General features: G+C 61.1%; 18 protein-coding genes. 5 read left to right on the top strand and 13 right to left on the bottom strand.

Annotated elements, in window-relative coordinates; genetic code table 11:
* Positions 1-2: 2 nt before the first annotated feature.
* From hydA to D4A92_RS21340, 4 genes are read right to left on the bottom strand one after another with little or no spacing between them, the layout of a single operon-like run.
* Positions 3-1,460 carry a dihydropyrimidinase gene (gene hydA / locus D4A92_RS21355; protein WP_203017181.1) on the bottom strand — a complete coding sequence of 486 codons (1,458 nt, stop codon included), beginning with the start codon at positions 1,458-1,460 and terminating at the stop codon, positions 3-5.
* A 35-nt stretch (positions 1,461-1,495) separates the two neighbouring features.
* Complete coding sequence (locus D4A92_RS21350; RefSeq protein WP_203017179.1) at positions 1,496-1,828, bottom strand: type II toxin-antitoxin system PemK/MazF family toxin; 333 nt, start codon at positions 1,826-1,828, stop codon at positions 1,496-1,498.
* Positions 1,825-2,055 carry an antitoxin MazE-like protein gene (locus tag D4A92_RS21345; protein WP_203017178.1) on the bottom strand — a complete coding sequence of 77 codons (231 nt, stop codon included), beginning with the start codon at positions 2,053-2,055 and terminating at the stop codon, positions 1,825-1,827. The genes D4A92_RS21350 and D4A92_RS21345 overlap by 4 nt, the downstream gene beginning before the upstream one ends.
* 32 nt (positions 2,056-2,087) lie before the next feature.
* Positions 2,088-3,341, bottom strand: a complete 1,254-nt coding sequence (locus D4A92_RS21340; RefSeq protein ID WP_203017177.1) for a Zn-dependent hydrolase — start codon at positions 3,339-3,341, stop codon at positions 2,088-2,090.
* A gap of 287 nt (positions 3,342-3,628) precedes the next feature.
* Between D4A92_RS21340 and D4A92_RS21335 the strand changes: the two genes are divergently transcribed.
* Positions 3,629-4,276 carry a TetR family transcriptional regulator C-terminal domain-containing protein gene (locus D4A92_RS21335; RefSeq protein WP_203017176.1) on the top strand — a complete coding sequence of 216 codons (648 nt, stop codon included), beginning with the start codon at positions 3,629-3,631 and terminating at the stop codon, positions 4,274-4,276.
* A gap of 9 nt (positions 4,277-4,285) precedes the next feature.
* Here the strand turns inward: D4A92_RS21335 and D4A92_RS21330 are convergent, their stop codons facing one another.
* Complete coding sequence (locus tag D4A92_RS21330) at positions 4,286-5,227, bottom strand: DMT family transporter (protein WP_203017175.1); 942 nt, start codon at positions 5,225-5,227, stop codon at positions 4,286-4,288.
* 138 nt (positions 5,228-5,365) lie between these two features.
* On the opposite strand from D4A92_RS21330, the gene D4A92_RS21325 reads away from it, so the two are divergent.
* Entirely contained in the window at positions 5,366-5,998 is a 633-nt protein-coding gene (locus D4A92_RS21325) for an exopolysaccharide biosynthesis protein (RefSeq protein WP_203017174.1), read from the top strand.
* 21 nt (positions 5,999-6,019) lie between these two features.
* On the opposite strand, the gene D4A92_RS21320 is transcribed toward D4A92_RS21325, so the two are convergent.
* The 3 genes from D4A92_RS21320 to D4A92_RS21310 all read right to left on the bottom strand — a co-directional run bounded on the left by D4A92_RS21320 (position 6,020) and on the right by D4A92_RS21310 (position 11,582).
* Positions 6,020-8,713, bottom strand: a complete 2,694-nt coding sequence (locus D4A92_RS21320) for a bifunctional diguanylate cyclase/phosphodiesterase (RefSeq protein WP_203017172.1) — start codon at positions 8,711-8,713, stop codon at positions 6,020-6,022.
* A gap of 166 nt (positions 8,714-8,879) precedes the next feature.
* Positions 8,880-10,193, bottom strand: a complete 1,314-nt coding sequence (preA, locus tag D4A92_RS21315; RefSeq protein ID WP_203017170.1) for an NAD-dependent dihydropyrimidine dehydrogenase subunit PreA — start codon at positions 10,191-10,193, stop codon at positions 8,880-8,882.
* A gap of 27 nt (positions 10,194-10,220) precedes the next feature.
* Positions 10,221-11,582 carry an NAD(P)-dependent oxidoreductase gene (locus D4A92_RS21310; RefSeq protein WP_203017168.1) on the bottom strand — a complete coding sequence of 454 codons (1,362 nt, stop codon included), beginning with the start codon at positions 11,580-11,582 and terminating at the stop codon, positions 10,221-10,223.
* A 289-nt stretch (positions 11,583-11,871) separates the two neighbouring features.
* Between D4A92_RS21310 and D4A92_RS21305 the strand changes: the two genes are divergently transcribed.
* Both D4A92_RS21305 and D4A92_RS21300 read left to right on the top strand, forming a co-directional pair.
* Complete coding sequence (locus D4A92_RS21305; protein ID WP_203017166.1) at positions 11,872-12,267, top strand: DUF2325 domain-containing protein; 396 nt, start codon at positions 11,872-11,874, stop codon at positions 12,265-12,267.
* A gap of 309 nt (positions 12,268-12,576) precedes the next feature.
* Positions 12,577-12,972 (top strand): glyoxalase superfamily protein, encoded by a 396-nt coding sequence (locus tag D4A92_RS21300; protein ID WP_203017165.1) that lies wholly within the window; start codon positions 12,577-12,579, stop codon positions 12,970-12,972.
* 69 nt (positions 12,973-13,041) lie between these two features.
* Here D4A92_RS21300 and D4A92_RS21295 read toward each other — a convergent pair whose 3' ends face one another.
* Both D4A92_RS21295 and D4A92_RS21290 read right to left on the bottom strand, forming a co-directional pair.
* A complete protein-coding gene (locus D4A92_RS21295) occupies positions 13,042-13,407 on the bottom strand; it encodes a DUF423 domain-containing protein (RefSeq protein ID WP_203017163.1) in 366 nt (121 codons plus the stop codon).
* 5 nt (positions 13,408-13,412) lie between these two features.
* Positions 13,413-13,802: a globin gene (locus D4A92_RS21290; RefSeq protein ID WP_203017161.1), complete on the bottom strand. Its 390-nt coding sequence runs from the start codon at positions 13,800-13,802 to the stop codon at positions 13,413-13,415.
* A gap of 170 nt (positions 13,803-13,972) precedes the next feature.
* Here D4A92_RS21290 and D4A92_RS21285 point away from each other — a divergent pair, with 170 nt between their 5' ends.
* Positions 13,973-15,595 carry an ABC-F family ATP-binding cassette domain-containing protein gene (locus D4A92_RS21285; protein ID WP_076394299.1) on the top strand — a complete coding sequence of 541 codons (1,623 nt, stop codon included), beginning with the start codon at positions 13,973-13,975 and terminating at the stop codon, positions 15,593-15,595.
* Between the two features lie 27 nt (positions 15,596-15,622).
* On the opposite strand, the gene D4A92_RS21280 is transcribed toward D4A92_RS21285, so the two are convergent.
* The 3 genes from D4A92_RS21280 to glf form a co-directional block, all read right to left on the bottom strand.
* On the bottom strand, positions 15,623-16,423 hold the full coding sequence (locus D4A92_RS21280) for an ion transporter (protein ID WP_006725784.1): 801 nt from the start codon (positions 16,421-16,423) through the stop codon (positions 15,623-15,625).
* 127 nt (positions 16,424-16,550) lie between these two features.
* Positions 16,551-17,540 (bottom strand): UDP-glucose 4-epimerase GalE, encoded by a 990-nt coding sequence (gene galE / locus D4A92_RS21275; RefSeq protein ID WP_203017155.1) that lies wholly within the window; start codon positions 17,538-17,540, stop codon positions 16,551-16,553.
* 13 nt (positions 17,541-17,553) lie between these two features.
* A complete protein-coding gene (glf, locus tag D4A92_RS21270) occupies positions 17,554-18,711 on the bottom strand; it encodes a UDP-galactopyranose mutase (protein WP_203017153.1) in 1,158 nt (385 codons plus the stop codon).
* Between the last annotated feature and the right edge of the window lie 107 nt (positions 18,712-18,818).

The raw sequence follows: 18,818 nt of genomic DNA, 5'->3' as shown, positions 1-18,818 counted from the left end.
GCTCACACCCCCGTCGCCGGAATGCCGGTGCGTTCCACCTTGCGCGGTGCCACGAGTTCCTTCCAGGTCGACAGCGCCTTGGAAACGGCGGGGAAGGGCTCGCGCTTGACGAACTTGCCGTGTCCCTCGCGGGTCTTCACCGCGCCTTCCTCGATCGCGACATAACCGCGGGTCAGCGTGTAGCGCGGCAGGCCGGTGACTTCCTTGCCTTCGAAGACATTGTAGTCGATCGAGGACTGCTGGGTCTTGGCGGAGATGGTCTTGGAGCGCTTGGGATCCCAGACCACGAGGTCGGCATCGGCGCCGACAAGGACGGCGCCCTTCTTCGGGTAGATGTTGAGGATCTTGGCGATATTGGTCGAGGTGACCGCAACGAATTCGTTCATCGTCAGGCGACCGGTCGCTACACCATAGGTCCAGAGCATCGGCATGCGGTCTTCAAGCCCGCCGGTGCCGTTCGGGATCTTAGCGAAGTTGCCGACGCCGAAGCGCTTCTGTTCGCTGGTGAAAGCGCAGTGGTCGGTCGCGACGACCGAGAGCGAACCCGACTGCAGGCCGGCCCACAGGGAATCCTGGTGCTGCTTGTTGCGGAAGGGAGGCGACATGACGCGGCGGGCGGCGTGGTCCCAGTCCTTGTTGAAATATTCGCTCTCGTCGAGCGTCAGGTGCTGGATCAGCGGCTCGCCATAGACTCGCATGCCCTTTTGCCGGGCGCGGCGGATCGCTTCATGGGCCTGTTCGCAGGATGTGTGCACGACATAAAGCGGGACGCTGGCCATGTCGGCCAGCATGATGGCGCGGTTGGTCGCCTCGCCTTCGACCTCAGGCGGACGGGAATAGGCGTGGGCCTCCGGGCCGTTATTGCCTTCGGCCAAGAGCTTTGCCGTCATCGAGGCAACGACGTCGCCGTTTTCGGCATGCACCATCGGCAAAGCGCCAAGTTCTGCGCAACGCTGGAAGGAGGCGAACATCTCGTCGTCATTCACCATCAGCGCGCCCTTGTAGGCCATGAAGTGCTTGAAGGTGTTGATGCCGCGATCCTGAACCACGGTCTTCATTTCATCGAAGACTCGCTCGTTCCAGCCGGTGATCGCCATGTGGAAGGAATAGTCAGCCGTGGCGCGGGAGGTCTTGTTGTCCCACATCTGCAAGGCTTCGAGCAGCGACTGGTCAGGGCCTGGCAGACAGAAATCGACGACCATGGTCGTGCCGCCGGAGAGCCCTGCACGGGTGCCGCTTTCGAAGTCATCCGCCGAGTATGTGCCCATGAAGGGCATTTCGAGGTGAACATGCGGGTCGATGCCGCCCGGCATGACGTAACAGCCCGCCGCATCCAGCACGGTGTCGCCTGACAGGTTCGGTCCGATCTCGACGATCACGCCCCCCGCGATCTTGACGTCGGCCTTATAGGTTAGATCGGCGGTGACGATCGTGCCGCCCTTGATGACTGTGGTGGTCATGTGGTCTCTCCCCTTAGATTCATTTTAGTGTGTGCTCATCCAGCGAAGCCCAGGGCCATGGCCATTGAGCGCTCAAGTCGGCCCATCGTCACGTCATCAAAAGCCCCGATGATTTCGCCAATCCTCTGCCGGCTGGCCGGGCTGATCTTGTCGACCATGACTTCAGATTGCAGTTTCAACCCATTTGAGGGAGTGGGCTCGACTGGCACCCGAAAGATGCTCGGGGCGGAGCTGAAGCTGGTGATGGGGCAGACGAGTACGGTCTTGAGCTGCGACTCCGTCATTGCGTCGGTCTGAACGATGACGGCTGGGCGAGGCTTGCCCAGATCGCTTGGCAGGACCACGGTGACGACATCGCCACGCTTCATTGGCCGCCTTCTCCGTCCTCATGATCCCACATGTCCTTCTGAAGACATTCAATCCACTCCATCACATTGTCTTCTTCATCGGCAAAGGCCATGCGATTTGCCTCTGCTACCGCCTGCGCTCGGATGGCCGGGTCGCGCAGGTCCGGTAGCCATAGTTCGAAGCGTTGGAACCCCTTTGCTCGAAGTTCGGCCATTTCTTGTGCAGACAATTCTCTCGGCAAAGTCATTGGCAGGCCTCCGCATAGGACAGGTCTTGAGTTTACCCCACAATCTCCGCCGTCTCCAGAACCGCGCGCAGCAGAACATCCGCGCCGGCCGTCGCCCAGTCCTTGGAGATCTCTTCCGCCTCGTTGTGGCTCAATCCGCCAACGCAAGGGCACATGATCATCGTCGATGGCGCGACCTTGGCGGCCCAGCAGGCGTCGTGGCCGGCGCCGGAGATGATGTTCATGTGGGAATAACCGAGGTCTTCGGCCGCCTTGCGGACGGAGGCGACGAGCTTTTCGTCGAAAGTGACTGGATCGAAATGGCCGACGGCCTCAACCGAACAGCCGACGCCGAGTGCGGAACAGATTTCGGCTGCCTTCGCCTCGATTGTCGCGCGCATGCGGTCGAGTTTTGCCTGCTCGGGCGTGCGGATGTCGACGGTGAAGACGACTGTGCCGGGTAGCACGTTGCGGGAGTTGGGCGAGAATTTCACCTGGCCGACACCGCCGACGGCGCCGGGCTGTTCACTCATGGCGACCTCCTGGACCATTTCCATGATCCGGGCCATGGCAAGGCCGGCATTGACGCGCAGGTTCATCGGGGTGGAGCCGGTATGGGCTTCGCGGCCGGAGAGCGTGAATTCTAGCCACCACAGGCCCTGACAGTGGGTGACCACGCCGATCTGCTTGTTCTCGGCCTCCAGGATCGGTCCCTGTTCGATGTGATACTCGAAATAGGCGTGCATCTTTCTCGCGCCGACCACTTCGTCGCCCAGCCAGCCGATGCGCTTCAACTCGTCGCCAAAGGTCTTGCCGTCCATGTCCTTGCGGCCATAGGCGTAATCCTGGTCGATGACGCCGGCGAACACGCCAGACGCCAGCATGGCGGGGGCGAAGCGGGCACCTTCCTCGTTGGTCCAGTTGGTGACGACAATAGGGTGTTTGGTCGTGATGTTGAGGTCGTTCATCGACCGCACGGCCTCTAGGCCGGCGAGGACGCCGAGCACGCCGTCATATTTGCCGCCGGTGGGCTGGGTGTCGAGGTGGGAGCCGATATAGACGGGCAGTGCGTCCGGATCGGTGCCGGCGCGGGTCATGAACATGTTGCCCATGGTATCGACGCCCATGGTGAGGCCAGCGTCTTCGCACCAGCGCTGAAAGAGGCGGCGGCCTTCCGCATCCTCGTCGGTCAGGGTCTGGCGATTGTTGCCGCCGGCAATGCCGGGGCCGATCTTCGCCATCTCCATGAGCATGTCCCAGAGCCGATCGCCGTTCACGCGAAGGTTCGTGCCGGTTTGCGCCGTCATTGCAGATCCTCACCTGTTTTGCTGGGACCGGATCTTCCGCCCGTTCCCCTTGTTCCCGGGGTCAACAACAGCGACTTGTCTTTGTTATTTTCGCTGTCGTATCGGCAGTTGCCTTTATTTGACATCTGTCCAATAATTTGACCGACTGGTAAAACATTACAGCTTCCATCACGGCACTCAAGACAAAATCGGCAAAAATCTGCGACAAAAAACAGAGCAGATGCACAGAATTTGAGCGCGGATATTGTTGAGTGACTTCAGGGTCTTAGGCGGGGAACAACTCTAAGATGGCAATACCGAGAGCGGCGCAAACCCAGAGGCGGACGCGGATCCAGGAGGAAAAGGAAGAGCAGATCCTCGAAGCAGCCCTGGAAGTGTTTTCGCAGCGGGGATTCCACGGCTCGACCATCGACCAGATTGCCGAGGTCGCGGGCATGTCAAAGCCCAATCTGCTTTATTATTTCCGCACCAAGGAAGCCATGCACCGGGCGCTGATCGACCGGGTGCTCGAAAACTGGCTGGAGCCGCTGCAGGCCTTCGATGCGGACGGCGACCCCGAACACGAGATCAAGTCCTATATTCGCCGCAAGCTGGAGATGGCACGCGACTTCCCGCGCGAAAGCCGGCTGTTTGCCAACGAGATCCTGCAGGGTGCGCCGCATATCGCCGGTGTTCTCGAAGGACCGTTGAAGGAACTCGTGGATGAGAAGGCCGAGGTCATCAGAGCCTGGATTGCCGCGGCCAAGATCCGAGAATGCGATCCGCACCACATGATCTTCTCGATCTGGTCAACGACGCAGCATTATGCCGACTTCGACGTTCAGGTCCGGTCCGTGCTGGGGGCAGGCCAAGAAGGCGAAGACCGCTTCGAGGCGGCCGCCTCGTTTCTCGAAGGTCTCTTCGTGCACGGCCTCATTCTGAAGCCTGCCGTGTGACGCCGGCCGTCAGTCCCTGAGCAGGCCCATCACCAGAAGACCGGCGGCGGTCACCAGCGCGCCGAGAAAGACGGCAGGGCTTGCCCAGCCGTGACCGAGCACGCCTTCCAGGAGGATGATGAAGGTCGGCGTCAGATAGCCGTAACCGAGCACCTTGGGGGCCGGCAGGCGCATGGAAGCGTATTGCAGCAGCATGAAGGTGAGTGCGGTCGTGATGACGGAGAGATAGGCGATCGTCGCCCAGACCATGGGGGGGAGGTTGAGAAAATCCGTCGTCGCCAGCTGGACAGCACCGGTCGGCAGGAGCCAGGGCACGGTGAAGACCACGACCCAGAAACCGAAGGCGACCGGGTTGTCTCCCTGATTGAACTTGCGGATCAGCGGAACATAGGCGCCGTGGCAGATGACCCCGACGAAGAAGATCAGTTCGCCGCGTCCGACATCGAAGGAGAGGATCGCCTGGATATCGGCGCGGAAAATGACCCAGATCGCCCCGAGGGCTGCGATGACCAGCGCGATGAACACGTCCGGGCGGGTTTTCTGCCCGATGAAGAGAAGCGCGAAGCCGGCGCTGATCAATGGCATCAGGGTGAAGACGGCACCCGTCTGCACAGGGCTGGTGAATTCCAGCGCCACGAACATGGTGAGCATGTAGACGGCGATCAGGCCGCCAAGCAGGGCAAAGCGCCAGATCCGCTGTGGTGCCCGGAACGGGACACGCAGGATGCCAAACGTCAGGACGCCCATGACGATAACCGTCATCAGATAACGCCAGAGGGTCAGCGGGCCGGCATCAATGTGCCGTGCGGCCATGCCGCCAAAGGAGAAGGAGCCCGCGATCAGGGCGGCAAAGAGCAGCATTGCAGCATGCGCCTTCAGTTTTTCCGGGCCTTTGGCATGGACGGTATGTCGATTCACGGGGGAGGCGACTGGTGGGGCTTGCTCTGTCATCGGATGTCTTTCGGCACGAAGCAGTCTCGCCGTTGGCGTGACTTGACCCGACCGTCTTTCTCATTCATCTGCGATCGCGGATGCGCGCACCATGCGCCGCCCCAAGATCCTTCCGGCAGTTAATCGAAAGCGGCTCCGATGACAACGATGATCGGCTTCACTGATACCGACAAGAGTACCAGCGCAGTGCTGCAGGATGTGATCGACTCGATGGATGAGGATCACGTCACGCTGCGGCAGATCCTGGAGAAGATGGGTGAAAGCGGGCTTCTGCTGCTTTGCGGCCTGTTGTCTCTGCCCTTTCTGGTGCCGGTTTCGATCCCGGGCGTCTCGACGGTCTTCGGTGCCGGAATCGTGCTGATCGGGATCGCGATTACCTTCAACCGCTTTCCCTGGCTGCCGAAGAAGGTGGCCGATCGCAAGCTCGATCGGGCGCGCCTCGTCCCGGTGCTGGAGCGCGGGCTCAACATCCTCAGAAAGGTCGACCGTTACGTTCGTCCCCGCATGCCGGGTCTGACGGATGGCGCGGCGGTCAACCGTATCAATGGTCTCGTGCTGACGGGCGCCGGCGTGCTCCTGATGATGCCGCTCGGCTTCATTCCGTTCTCGAACACGCTGCCGGGCGTTGCGATCTTGCTTCTGTCGACGGGGATTTCTCAGAGAGACGGCATGGTAGTGGCCATGGGGCACCTGATGGTGCTGCTGACGCTCGTCTATTTCTCGGCCTTGGCCTATGCCGGGTTTGCCGCCGGCCAGAGCCTGCTCGGCTGATCCCTTGCCAAAGCACGCGGATCACGCGCTCCGCCGCAGCAGGTCTTCACGTTGCAAGGCATGCTTCCTTGCGAAATCGATGAAACTATCAGGGCTCATCGGGCGCGCCAGCGCGTAGCCCTGCAGCGTCTGGCAGCCGAGGTCGCGCAGGATCGCGGCATGCTCCATGGTCTCCACACCCTCTGCGACGATGCCGATCCCGTAGGAGCGGCCGATATCGACGATCGAGCTGATCAACTTGCGCTGGGCAGGGTTGGTCACGATCGGGGCTACCAGCTGCCGATCGATCTTCAAGCGGCTCGGCGAGAGCTTGATCAGGGAGAGGATCGAGGCGTAGCCGGTGCCGAAATCATCGATTTCAATGGCAATGCCCTGGGTGCGGATGCGTTCGAGGCTTTCCGCCACGGCGTCGGCCTTGTCGTCGAAGGAGATCGATTCCAACAGTTCGAATGAAAGGCTGCCCGGCGTGACGGCGAGCTTGGCCAGGTGGTCGAGCAGCTTGTCCTCGAATAGCCGCTGGGCAGAGATGTTGACCGAGACATGCTCGATGCCGAGGCCCTCGGTCTTCCAGCGCGCCAGCTGCCCGAGTGCCTGATCGAGAATGCTCGCGTCGATCTGGGACACGACATTGAGGTTCTCGGCCGTTTCGAGAAAGGCGATGGGTGCGAGGATGCCTTTTTCCGGGTGACGCCAGCGAGCAAGCGCCTCCACACCGTTGATCGCAAGCGTTCGGGCATCGAATTGCGGCTGGTACCAGGCGATAAAATCGTCATCGCCCAGGGATCGAAAAATGGCGTCGGCGGTGCGCTTGATGTTGATTGTGCGGGCGCGCAGCGTGTCGTTGAAGCGCTCGACGCGATTGCGGCCACGGCGTTTTGCCTCGTAGAGGGCGATGTCCGCATTGACGAGGAGCTGCTCGGCGGTCAGCTCGGGCTCGATCCTGTCGGCGATGCCGATCGATGCGCCGACACGGCACTCGTGTCCGTTGTAAACGATTGGCCGGTTGACGGCTGCGATCAGGTTCGACCCCATGGCCTCGTAGCCTTCGGAGAGATCGCAGCCCTGGCAGACGATGACGAATTCATCGCCGCCGATGCGCGCGACGAAATCAGAGGCGCCGACCATGCTCTGCAGTTCCTGCGCGACATGGCGAAGAATGGCGTCGCCGGCACCATGGCCGAGCGTGTCGTTGATTTCCTTGAAGCGATCGAGATCCATATGGAGCACGGTCAGCCGCCCGCTGGGACGATCACCTGCTGCAACCAGGGCCTCGAGACGCTGGTCCAGGTAGCGGCGATTGGGCAGGCCGGTCAGCGCGTCGTGCAGCGAGTTGTATTCCATCCGCTGCCGTGCGCTTTCTAGCTCCTCGTTGCGCTGCGCCGTCTCGCGCTGCGCTTTGCGGAGGTTCTCCTGCAGATTGATGTCGGCGCTGACATCCCAGTTAACGCCGAGCACGCTGACCGGTCCTTTTTCATCTCTGGAAATCGTGCCAACGGTTCGGATGTGGCAGATTTCACCGCCGTCGCGGATGATGCGGAACTGGGTCTCGTAGAGAGTGTCTTTCTCGATTGCCTTCGCGAGCGCTTCATCCGATGCGGCCAGGTCGTCGGGGTGTACGCAGGATTTCCAGACGTCGTAGCAGGCAGCAACATCGCGGTTGACGCCATACATCTGGTACATTCGCTCATCCCACTTGATCTTGCCGGAGGCAAGATCAAGTTCCCAGATCCCGATCCGTGAGGCGTCCAGTGCGAGACCCAATCGGTGTGATACCGCTGTCAACTGCTCTTCGCGTTGCCGGAGAGCTGCATAGTTGCGCTGCCGCTCCCGCATCAGCCCGGCGACCCATATGACGCTGCCGGCGATCAGCGCGGACATGGCTGCGATCATGCCGCGGATGAGGATGTCCGGGCGGCTCACCGCGTGCCAGCCCCCCTTGGGTGCCGCCGAAATGGACCATTTCTCGTTGCCGAGATCCACGGTCATGGTGACCGGGTCGTCGGTCAGGATGTGACTGTCGCCGTAGATCACGGCGCGGCTTCCCGTTTGCTGACTGTCATCGGTAATGGTGATGGCGAGCGGCAGATCGGGGGCTCTGAGCCCGCTGTCGTCATACAGTCTCGCGACATCGACGACACCCGCCAAGCCACCCCAAAAGACCCGCTTGCCGTCGTCATTGATCATCTTCACGGGCAGCGTGATAATCAAGCCCATGGCGCCATTCTTGAGCGGCAGCGGGCCGCTGATGATCGTCTTGCCTTCTTCTCGTAACTGGCGTGCCTCTTCCTCGCCGTTCGGTGGCGGGAGAATCCAGTGTCCGATGAAGGATTTGTTGTCCTCGTAGGGGTAGACGAAACTCGTGATGAGATTGGGTGCCGCAGCGATGTTGCCGATCTGGGAGGGCGTCGACAGGAGGCTTGAGGCCAACGCTTCGAAACGCCTCTGGGTGACATAGGGCTCGGTCCCGATAACGGCGACTACGCCTTGCAGAAGCTTGATATTGGCGTTGATGTTGGCTTCGAGCTTGGTGCGGATCAGGCCCAGGTTTTCCTCAACCGCATTGCGGGCTGCCTCGCGGCTCAATCGCTGCTGCTGAAGATCCGCATAGAGAGCAGAGACGGCGACGCCGACGAGGACGATCGCGCTCGGAATGAGGATCTGCAGGCGGGACCGCAGGTTCGATCCACCATCCGTATTCTTGCTCTTGATCGCCATGGTCTCCTTGCCCGCTGGCCCGGCCTGACGCAATTGCGGTCAGTGCCGATGGCGGGATGGTGGAGTATAGCGCTGAACAATTTCTGAAGGGCTGGGCGAAAGTTCGAGTTTTTCTTCTGTTAAGGGGTATCCGGCCCGCAAGCGGGCCGGATTTGCTTCATCGAGACTATTCCGCAGCCTGCACGGCCATCGGGTTGTTCGGATGAGTCGTCCAGTTCGCATAGTTCGGATCGACCGGTTTGCCGGTGCGCTGGTCGAGCGTGCCGGTTGGCAGTTCGACCATGGTGATACAGTTCTCGACCGGACAGACATTGACGCAGAGATTGCAGCCGACGCACTCGTCTTCCATCACCTCGAAATGCCTGATGCCATCGACCATGCTGGTGATCGCCTGGTGCGAGGTATCCTCGCAGGCGATGTGGCAACGGCCGCATTTGATGCAGGCATCCTGGTCGATATGGGCCTTGGCGACATAGTTGAGGTTGAGATACTGCCAGTCGGTAACATTCGGCACGGCGCGACCGCAGATGTCGTCAAGATTGCGATGGCCTTTGGCGTCCATCCAGTCATTGAGGCCCGAGATCATTTCCTGGACGATCTTGAAGCCATAGGTCATGGCCGCCGTGCAGACCTGGACATTGCCAGCACCCAGCACGAGGAATTCGGCTGCATCGCGCCAGGTGGTAACGCCGCCGATGCCGGAGATGGGAAGCCCGTAGGTTTCCGGATCGCGGGCGATCTCGGCGACCATGTTGAGCGCAATCGGCTTGACTGCCGGGCCGCAATAGCCGCCATGCGTGCCCTTGCCGCCAACCGTCGGGTTGGGGGCAAAGTTGTCGAGATCGACCGAGACGATGGAATTGATAGTGTTGATCAGCGACACGGCGTCCGTACCGCCGGCCTTGGCAGCGCGGGCCGGCTTGCGGATATCGGCGATGTTGGGCGTCAGCTTGGTGATGACGGGCATGCGGGTGTATTGCTTGCACCAGCGCACGACCATTTCGATGTATTCCGGCACCTGGCCAACCGCAGCCCCCATGCCGCGTTCGGACATGCCGTGCGGACAGCCGAAGTTGAGCTCGATGCCATCGGCGCCGGTCTCTTCCACGAGCGGCAGGATCGCCTTCCACTCTTCCTCGACACAAGGCACCATGATCGAGGCGACGAGCGCCCGATCCGGCCAGTTCATCTTGACCTGCTTCATTTCCTGCAGATTGATCTGCAGGGGACGGTCGGTGATCAGCTCGATATTGTTCAAGCCCAGAAGACGGCGGTCGGCGCCCCAAATCGCGCCGTAGCGCGGGCCGTTGACGTTGACGACCGGTGGTCCCTCCGAGCCCAGCGTCTTCCAGACAACGCCGCCCCAGCCCGCCTTGAAGGCGCGCTCGACATTGTAGGCCTTGTCGGTCGGCGGTGCCGAGGCCAGCCAGAAGGGGTTGGGCGACTTGATGCCGACGAAGTTGTTTCTCAGATCAGCCATTGTTCAAATCCTCTCAAGAGCGATGCGTCATGCGACGGCTGTCACGCCCGCCGTCAAAACGGCGAGAGAGCGGTTGATGCTTTCGGCCGCATCGCGACCCATGGCGACGGCGGAGACCGTCAGGTCCTGGCCACCAAAGGCACAGTCGCCGCCGGCCCAGACTCCCGGGATCGATGTCCGACCTTCAGCGTCGATGGCGATCTTGCCGCCTTCGAGCTTCAGTCCGTCCAGACCCTGGCCGTCGAGTTTCTGGCCGATTGCGACGAGGATCTGGTCGGCCTTGATCTCGGTCGTGTGGCCGGTGCCCTTCATCATGCCGTTTTCGAGATGGGTGTATTCGAAGGTGATCGCCGAACAGTGACCGCCGTGATGGGCGACTTCCTTCGGCTGCAGCCAATGGCGGATGTGAACGCCCTTGGAGGTCGCCAGATCCTGCTCGAATTCCGAGGCGTTCATGTGCTCCTTGCCGCGGCGGTAGCAGATGGTGACGTTCTCGGCTCCGAGCAGCTTCGCCTGGACGGCAGCGTCGATCGCGGTCATCCCGCCGCCGATAACGACCACGTCGCGGCCGACGGGCACGTCTGCCTTGTCATCCGCCTGGCGCAGATGGGCGATGAATTCGACGGCATCGAGCACGCCATTGATCTTGGCACCTGGGATGTTCAGCCCGTTGACGTTGCCGAGACCCGCACCGAGGAAGACGGCGTCGTGTTTCGCCTGGAGGTCGCCGAGTGTGAAGTCACGGCCCATCATCTGGCCATCCAGCACGTCGATATTGCCGAGCGACAGGATGTAGTCGACTTCCTTCTGGGCAAAATCGTTGGGGGTCTTGTAGGCCGCGATGCCATATTCGTTCAGACCGCCGGCCTTTTCCTTCGCTTCGTAGATGGTGACCTGGTGGCCGTGCATGGCGAGGCGATGAGCAGCGGCGAGGCCGGCGGGGCCGGCGCCGACGATGCCCACCGTGTGGCCGGAGGACGCTGCCGGATGGTAGAACTGGCGGCCTTCTTCGATCGCGATGTCGGTGGCGTAACGTTGCAGGCGGCCGATTTCGACAGGGCGCTCTTCGGCCGTGTTGCGCACACAGGCTTCCTCGCAGAGCGTTTCGGTGGGACAGACGCGGGCGCACATGCCGCCGAGGATGTTCTGGTCGAAAATGGTCTTGGCGGCGCCGAGCGGATTGCCAGTCGATATCTGCCGGATGAACATCGGGATATCGATGGCGGTGGGACAGGCCGTCATACACGGCGCGTCGTGACAGAAGTAGCATCTGTCGGAGGCGACGAGTGCCTCATGGCCGCCGAGGCGGGGATGCAGGTCAGAGAAATTCTTTGCATAATCGGCAGCGTCAAGCCGCCCGGCCTTGAGGCCCGGTTCCAGTCTTCGCATCGCAGTTCCCTCTTTTATATTCGAAGCGATGCAGAGAAAGGTAACTCAGGAACAAAGTTTTATCAAACGGTAAAAAATTGCAATGAGCGCCGCGGAACCCCTGGAAATCAAAGGAAGTTGATCCGTGTCAATCCTAGGCGCCATGCCCGAATTGGGTCGCATCTCTCTCGGAGAAAACATGACTGTAAACCTCAACTATATACTTTACTCTTTTTGTCATGTTTTGTATGCCTGTCGTCATGAGGCTCGCAACCGCTGCCTCTGATCGGATTCGAGGAGACAGGACGTCATGGCGAAGAAGAAGAAGCAGGCTACGAAAAAGTCGGGTGCGGAGGCTTCCGCGACGGCCTCCACCGCGAAAACGCAAGCGGAAGTTCGCAGCTTTCTGTATGTCGGCGGCCGTGATTGCCAGGTCGCCCATCTTCGTCAGATCGCCAGCAATTTTGGTGCGGAACTAATTCACCATGATGGGGGTTTACGTGAAGCGGTTTCGCGTATCGACACGGTGCTACCCTCCGTCGACTGCGTCTTCTGCCCTATCGACTGTATCAGTCACGATGCTTGTCTGCGCGTGAAGAGCGGTTGCAAGAAGTTCGGAAAGACTTTCATTCCGCTGCGAAACGGCTCGAAATCCAGTCTCGAGCGCGCGTTGCAGACGCTGAATGAAAGGAATGCCGAAGCATGAGCAGGGACGGGTCAGACAAGGGTGGCATGAACTCGTTCCACGAGCTTGCACGTCAGCGCGGCGAGGGGCTCTTACCGGAGCTCGCCGATGCAATGTTGCAACGCTCTCGGGAAAGTGAAGTGACGAATTGCGAAATCGTCACTTTGTCGGGCTTGCATGAACGCAAACCTGCTACCATGTACGCAGAATTGAACCGGGCCCCCGCCCTTGTTATCGATTTTCCCGCGCCAAGATGGCAGCGAAACGCCAACGCAAGGTCGTAGCCGTTTCGTCAGCCAATCTCATGCGGGAAGCAGAGGAACTTTCCGCATGAACGCCCAGCAACCTGTTGCGAAGACGATCCTCAACGCCGTGCCCATCCTCCCATCCCTTAATCTTTCGGAAACACGCAATTTCTACGTCGATACGCTCGGTTTCGAGGATGTCGGCTTCGATGGGCTTGATTACCTCGTCGTCCGCCGCGGCGGAATGGAACTGCATTTCTGGCTGAGCGACGATCCACTCCAGTGCCAGAACAGCTCTGTGTTCTTCAGGGCCGAAGCGCCGACGGAGATCTACCGGGACTTCTGCGATCGCGGCATCGAGGCGATCCGTCCGTCGGACAATTCGGGAGAGTGCGGCGGAACCGTGCGTTTCCACATCCGCGATCCCCACGGCAATCTGCTGATGTTCGGTGGTACCATTTCGGCTACCATGGCCCACTGAGCCATACCATCACAATGATTTCGGGGCGTTGATGCCGAAGCCTCGTCCTCCAGTGGAGGTTGATCGGCGTCAGTTACGCCCCGGAACCAAAGCTCCTGCGCAGAGCAGCAGCCACGATACGATGAGCGTCACCCCGCCTGTGGGGGCCGCCATCGGAAAGAGCCCGCTTCCGATGAAGTGCCGGGCTACCAGATCGCCTGAAAACAGCAGTGTGCCGAGCGTCATGCCGACAGCCGCCAGTGCTGCCAGTCTGACCCGATCTCCGGCGATGGAGAGTGCAACGAGTGCCGGGGCATGGGCGAGACATATCGTCGAGGCCGGGCGCAGAAGCGCTTCGCCGCCCGCGTGACTGGCGGCTGCGGCCAGTCCGACACCGGCAGCCCCGATCAGTCCGGCCGCGACGGTCGCCCAGCGGTAACTTCGTACGCTCGCCATGTCCCTCATTCCTTGTTCTGCATGTGAAAGGCCAGCTTCTCGATCGGCGGCCAGATGAGTTCCCGCAGCTTCGGATGCTCGACGGTTTCATCCAGCGCGCGGCGAAAGCACAAGAGCCATTCGTCCCGTTCCAGCGGGCCGATTTCTGCCACGAAATGGCGCCGCCTTAGCATCGGATGGCCGCGCTTCTGCATGTAGACGGGTGGACCACCGAGATAGCCGGTGAGGTACTCGTAGAACTTCTCTTCGCTACCGGAGAGATCCGGTGGATGCACCGCCCGGCAATGGGCGGCCTCGGGCAGCGTATCCATCAGCTCGTAGAAGCGCCGCGTCAGCGCCTTGACGGTCGCATCGCCGCCGATCGCTTCGTAGAGGGTTATCGTCTCGTCACTCATGCTGTCGTCCTTGCGTGAGCTCTTTTCGCGCTTTCGCCCCGCTCTTGCAACCGGTGTGATGTTCCCGTGGCAATCCGGCGCAGCCGCGATGCCGCCTTGCAACAAAAGCAGGGGACAGTGGGCCCTCGACATGCCATAAGGGCGCCGATTTCCAGCAGGCGCCCTTGTCCATGATCCGTATCGAAAACATCTCCAAGCAGCTCAGCCACCGTATCCTCTTTATCGAGGCCTCCGCCGCGCTCAATCGCGGCGAGAAGATTGGTCTCGTGGGACCGAACGGGGCCGGCAAGACCTCGCTCTTCCGGATGATCATTGGGCATGAACAGCCTGACGAGGGCCAGGTCTCCGTCGATAAGGGTGTCTCGATCGGCTATTTCAGCCAGGATGTCGGCGAGATGTCCGGCCGCTCGGCTGTTGCCGAGGTCATGGACGGGGCAGGACCAGTCAGCGAAGTCGCAGCGGAGCTCCGCGAACTCGAAGCTGCGATGGTCGATCCTGACCGGATGGACGAGATGGACGCGATCATCGAACGTTATGGCGAAGTGCAGGCGCGTTACGAGGAACTCGACGGCTATGCCTTGGATGGCCGTGCCCGCGAAGTGCTGGCCGGTCTCTCCTTCTCGGAAGCCATGATGGACGGCGATGTCGGCGCGCTCTCTGGCGGCTGGAAGATGCGCGTGGCGCTTGCCCGCATCCTTCTCATGCGCCCCGATGTGATGCTGCTCGACGAACCGTCGAACCATCTCGATCTCGAAAGCCTGATCTGGCTCGAGCAGTTCCTCAAAGGCTACGAGGGCGCGCTTTTGATGACCTCGCATGACCGCGAGTTCATGAACCGTATCGTCAACAAGATCATCGAAATCGATGCCGGCCAGCTCAACAGCTATTCCGGCGACTATGTCTTCTATGAGGGGCAGCGTGCACTGAACGAGAAGCACCAGCAATCGCAGTTCGAGCGCCAGCAGGCGATGCTTGCCAAGGAAATCAAGTTCATCGAGCGTTTTAAGGCGCGCGCTTCCCATGCCTCGCAGGTGCAGAGCCGGGTGAAGAAACTCGAAAAGATCGACCGGGTCGAACCGCCGAAGCGCCGCCAGGTCGTCGCCTTCGAATTCCAGCCGGCGCCGCGCTCGGGCGAGGACGTGGTCAGCGTCAAAAATGTCTCCAAGCGCTACGGCGACAAGGTCATCTATGACGGCTTCGACTTCATGGTCCGCCGCCGCGAGCGCTGGTGCATCATGGGCATCAACGGGGCCGGCAAGTCGACGCTGCTCAAGCTCGTTGCCGGTGATTCCAAACCGGATGAGGGCACGGTGTCGATCGGTGCCAGCGTCAAGATGGGCTATTTCGCCCAGCATGCGATGGATGTGCTCGACGGCGACATGACGATCTTCGAGATGCTGGAAACGAGTTTTCCGCGCGCTGGTCAGGCGCCGCTTCGGGCGCTTGCCGGCTGCTTCGGCTTCTCAGGTGACGATATCGACAAGCGCGTGCGGGTGCTCTCGGGCGGTGAAAAGGCGCGGCTCGTCATGGCGATGATGCTGTTCGATCCGCCGAACCTGCTGGTGCTCGACGAGCCGACCAACCACCTCGACCTCGACACCAAGGAAATGCTGATCAAAGCATTGTCGCAGTTCGAAGGCACCATGCTCTTCGTCAGCCACGACCGTCACTTTCTCGGGGCCCTGTCGAACCGCGTGCTGGAGATCACGCCCGAAGGCGTCTTCCAGTATGGCGGCGGTTACACTGAGTATGTCGAGCGTACGGGCCATGAGGCGCCGGGCCTCAGAAGCTGAAGCCCGGCAATCAGTGACGACTTTGAATTAGGCGCCAGCCGCTGTTCTCTCGGCCCGAAGCGCGGCGATCTCGGATCGCAGCGCCTGCATTTCTCGCAGCAGTTCGGCATTGTCGACATGCAAGGTCTTCAGGTCCGCGTCGGTGTCGGCCATGCTCTGTTCCTGCATGGCAGAGACGATGACACCGATGAAGAGGTTCAGAACCGAATAGGTGCTGAGCAGGATGAAGGGTACGAAGAACAGCCAGGCATAGGGATGGACCTCCATCACCGGCCGGACGATGCCCATGGACCAGCTTTCGAGTGTCATGATCTGGAAGAGCGAATAGGTCGAGGCGCCGAGATTGCCGAACCAGTCCGGGAAGGTCGCGCCGTAGAGCTTGGTCGCCATGACGGCCGCGACATAGAACAGCATGAACAGGAGCACGATGATCGAGCCCATGCCGGGAAGGGCGGCAATGAGGCCGCCGATGACCCGTCGCAGCGAGGGCACGATGGAGATCAGGCGCAGGATACGCAGGACGCGCAGCGCGCGCAGGACCTGGAAGGGGCCGGTCGCGGGGATCAGCGCGATGGCGACGATCGAGAAATCGAAAATGCTCCATGGGTCGCGGAAGAAGGCGAGCCGGAAGGTGTAGAGCCGGGCTGCGATCTCGATGACGAAAATCGCCAGGATGAGCCGGTCCAGCGTCACCAGCAGCGGCCCCATGACCTGCATCACCGCAGGCGACGTCTCAAGGCCCAGCGTGACCGAATTGATCAGGATGACCGCGATGATCAACCGCTCCCATGCGTTGGAGGAGAGGATTGTCTTCAGTCTGTCGCGCATGGTTCGGGCTCCGCAAAATCTGCACGACGAAAAGCGGAAGGATCGCGGCGCGTCAAGGGGCCGCAGCGAGCGGTACAGGCCGTTCACGCGCCTTTTTAGGGAAAGTCCGACCGCCGGGTAGTCGTCCTCAATCGGAATGGCCGTTGAAGGTCGAATGCCACTTCCAGGCAGAGCGGATGATGTCGTCGATACCGTGCTTGGGATCCCAGCCGAGAACTTCGCGGGCAAGGGCGTTGCTCGCGACGAGGCCGGGTGGATCGCCCGGGCGGCGCTCGGTGCGCTTGATCGGCATCGGACGGCCGGACACCGTCTCGATGGCCGTGATCAGTTCCTTGACGGTGGTGCCGTTGCCGGTGCCGAGGTTGATGGCGATCGTCTCGCCGCCGTTAAGCAGATATTCAACCGCACGGACATGGGCGTCGGCAAGATCGTTGACGTGGATATAGTCGCGGATGCATGTGCCATCGCGGGTGTCATAGTCTTCGCCGAAGATCGAGAAGAATTCCCGGCGGCCGAGTGCCGTCTCGATAGCAAGCGGGATCGCGTGGGTTTCGGGCGAGTGCCACTCGCCGATCCGGCCCTCGAAATCGGCGCCGGCGGCGTTGAAGTAGCGCAGCATGACCGAGCGCATACGGCCGCAAAGGTTCAGGTCGCCGAGTGCCTGTTCGACGATATGCTTGGTGCGGCCATAGGGGTTGATCGGCTTCTGGCCGTGCTTCTCGTCGAGCGGCAGATATTCCGGCGCTCCATAGGTTGCGCAGGTCGAGGAGAAGACGAAGTTGCGGATATCGGCTTCGCTCAAGGCCTGCAGCAGGCTCAGCGTGCCTGAGACGTTGACGTCGTAGAAGTGCTCCGGCTCCTTGAAGGACTGGCCGACCTCGATCAGGCCTGCGAAATGCATCGCCGCCTTCGGCTGGTACTTGGCAAGCACTTCCTTTAGCCGCGCCTTGTCCCTGATGTCGCCCTGTTCGGCAGGCCCCCATTTGACGAATTCCGGATGGCCCGAGGTGAAGTTGTCGTAGACAACAGGCAGATAGCCGCGCTCGGAGAGCGCGAGGCAGGTGTGCGAGCCGATATAGCCGGCGCCGCCGACAACGAGGATGGGGGTGGCAGTCATGGTCATTCTCTAATCAGAGCGGTGCATGGACGAAGGCCGGCATGGCTGCCTCTTCCTTCGATTTGGCGAGGAAGAGGCGAGCGGTGTCAAGCGCTTCGCGGATCGTTACATCCATATCGAGATAGCGGTAGGTGGCAAGGCGGCCGACGAAGGTGACGGCCTTCTCCTCGTTGGCGCGGGCGACGTAATCTGCCAGTTGCGCTTTCTCCTCGACGAGACGGATCGGGTAGTAGGGGATGTCATCCTCGCCGCAGGCGCGGGAGAATTCGCGGTAGCAGACCGATCCCTCGTGACTTTCCCAGGGCGAGAAATGCTTGTGCTCGGTGATGCGGGTGTAAGGCACCGAGGCGTCGCCGTAGTTCATCACGGCGCAGCCCTGATAGTCGCCCTGATAGGTGAAGCGCTCGAAATCCAGCGTGCGATAGCCGAGGCGGCCGAACTCATAGGCGAAATAGCCGTCGAGCGGACCGGAATAGAAGAGGTGTGCATAATCATGCGGCGCGCGCGGGTCGAAATGCTGGCCGAGCGTCACCTTGATCTTCGGATGATCGAAGATCTTTTCGATCATGTCGGTGTAGCCGTTTTCCGGCATGCCCTGGAATTTGTGAAAGAAGTAGTTGTCATCATAGTTGAAGCGCACGGGCAGGCGCTTCAGGATCGAGGCCGGCAGGTCGGTCGGCGAGCAACCCCACTGCTTTTCGGTGTAGCCTTTGAAGAAGGCTTCATAGAGGTCGCGGCCGACGAAGCGGAGCGCCTGTTCCTCGAAGGTCTGCGGGTCGGTGATCGTCTTGTCGGCCTGTTCCTCGATGAAGGCGCGCGCCTCTTCCGGGCGGAAGGTCTTGCCGAAGAACTGGTTGATCGTGTGCAGGTTGACCGGCAGCGAATAGACCTGGCCCTGGCTCGTGGTCTTCACCCGGTTCTTGTAGGGCAGGAAGGTCTGGTAACCGTTGACGTAGTCCCAGACCTCGGCGTCATCCGTGTGGAAGATGTGGGGGCCGTAGATGTGCACCATGACGCCCGTTTCCGCATCGCGCTCGGTGTGGCAGTTGCCGCCGATATGCGGACGCGTGTCGAAGACCTCGACCTCGTAGCCGGCTTCCGCCAGTTCCCGTGCGATGACCGCGCCGGACAGGCCCGCGCCGACGATGCCGATTTTCTGACCCTGTGCCATCCGGTGGGTGTTCCTCGATTTTCGGGGCGGTGCGGTTCCAGCCTCACGGCCTGCCGCATCTCGCCTAATTGCAGAGAGACCGGCGGTTGCCCGCCGGTCGAATCATG

The sequence above is a fragment of the Rhizobium rosettiformans genome (genome assembly GCF_016806065.1).
Lineage (GTDB): Bacteria > Pseudomonadota > Alphaproteobacteria > Rhizobiales > Rhizobiaceae > Allorhizobium.
Note: the sequence above shows the minus strand (reverse complement) of the source record. Positions and strands in the feature narration are given on the sequence as shown.

Excerpts from the sequence above, each read along its gene's own strand:
- hydA (WP_203017181.1), bottom strand. The coding sequence starts at position 1,460 with ATGACCACCACAGTCATCAAGGGCGGCACGATCGTCACCGCCGATCTA.
- D4A92_RS21350 (WP_203017179.1), bottom strand. The coding sequence starts at position 1,828 with ATGAAGCGTGGCGATGTCGTCACCGTGGTCCTGCCAAGCGATCTGGGC.
- D4A92_RS21345 (WP_203017178.1), bottom strand. The coding sequence starts at position 2,055 with ATGACTTTGCCGAGAGAATTGTCTGCACAAGAAATGGCCGAACTTCGA.
- D4A92_RS21340 (WP_203017177.1), bottom strand. The coding sequence starts at position 3,341 with ATGACGGCGCAAACCGGCACGAACCTTCGCGTGAACGGCGATCGGCTC.
- D4A92_RS21335 (WP_203017176.1), top strand. The coding sequence starts at position 3,629 with ATGGCAATACCGAGAGCGGCGCAAACCCAGAGGCGGACGCGGATCCAG.
- D4A92_RS21330 (WP_203017175.1), bottom strand. The coding sequence starts at position 5,227 with ATGACAGAGCAAGCCCCACCAGTCGCCTCCCCCGTGAATCGACATACC.
- D4A92_RS21325 (WP_203017174.1), top strand. The coding sequence starts at position 5,366 with ATGACAACGATGATCGGCTTCACTGATACCGACAAGAGTACCAGCGCA.
- D4A92_RS21320 (WP_203017172.1), bottom strand. The coding sequence starts at position 8,713 with ATGGCGATCAAGAGCAAGAATACGGATGGTGGATCGAACCTGCGGTCC.
- preA (WP_203017170.1), bottom strand. The coding sequence starts at position 10,193 with ATGGCTGATCTGAGAAACAACTTCGTCGGCATCAAGTCGCCCAACCCC.
- D4A92_RS21310 (WP_203017168.1), bottom strand. The coding sequence starts at position 11,582 with ATGCGAAGACTGGAACCGGGCCTCAAGGCCGGGCGGCTTGACGCTGCC.
- D4A92_RS21305 (WP_203017166.1), top strand. The coding sequence starts at position 11,872 with ATGGCGAAGAAGAAGAAGCAGGCTACGAAAAAGTCGGGTGCGGAGGCT.
- D4A92_RS21300 (WP_203017165.1), top strand. The coding sequence starts at position 12,577 with ATGAACGCCCAGCAACCTGTTGCGAAGACGATCCTCAACGCCGTGCCC.
- D4A92_RS21295 (WP_203017163.1), bottom strand. The coding sequence starts at position 13,407 with ATGGCGAGCGTACGAAGTTACCGCTGGGCGACCGTCGCGGCCGGACTG.
- D4A92_RS21290 (WP_203017161.1), bottom strand. The coding sequence starts at position 13,802 with ATGAGTGACGAGACGATAACCCTCTACGAAGCGATCGGCGGCGATGCG.
- D4A92_RS21285 (WP_076394299.1), top strand. The coding sequence starts at position 13,973 with ATGATCCGTATCGAAAACATCTCCAAGCAGCTCAGCCACCGTATCCTC.
- D4A92_RS21280 (WP_006725784.1), bottom strand. The coding sequence starts at position 16,423 with ATGCGCGACAGACTGAAGACAATCCTCTCCTCCAACGCATGGGAGCGG.
- galE (WP_203017155.1), bottom strand. The coding sequence starts at position 17,540 with ATGACTGCCACCCCCATCCTCGTTGTCGGCGGCGCCGGCTATATCGGC.
- glf (WP_203017153.1), bottom strand. The coding sequence starts at position 18,711 with ATGGCACAGGGTCAGAAAATCGGCATCGTCGGCGCGGGCCTGTCCGGC.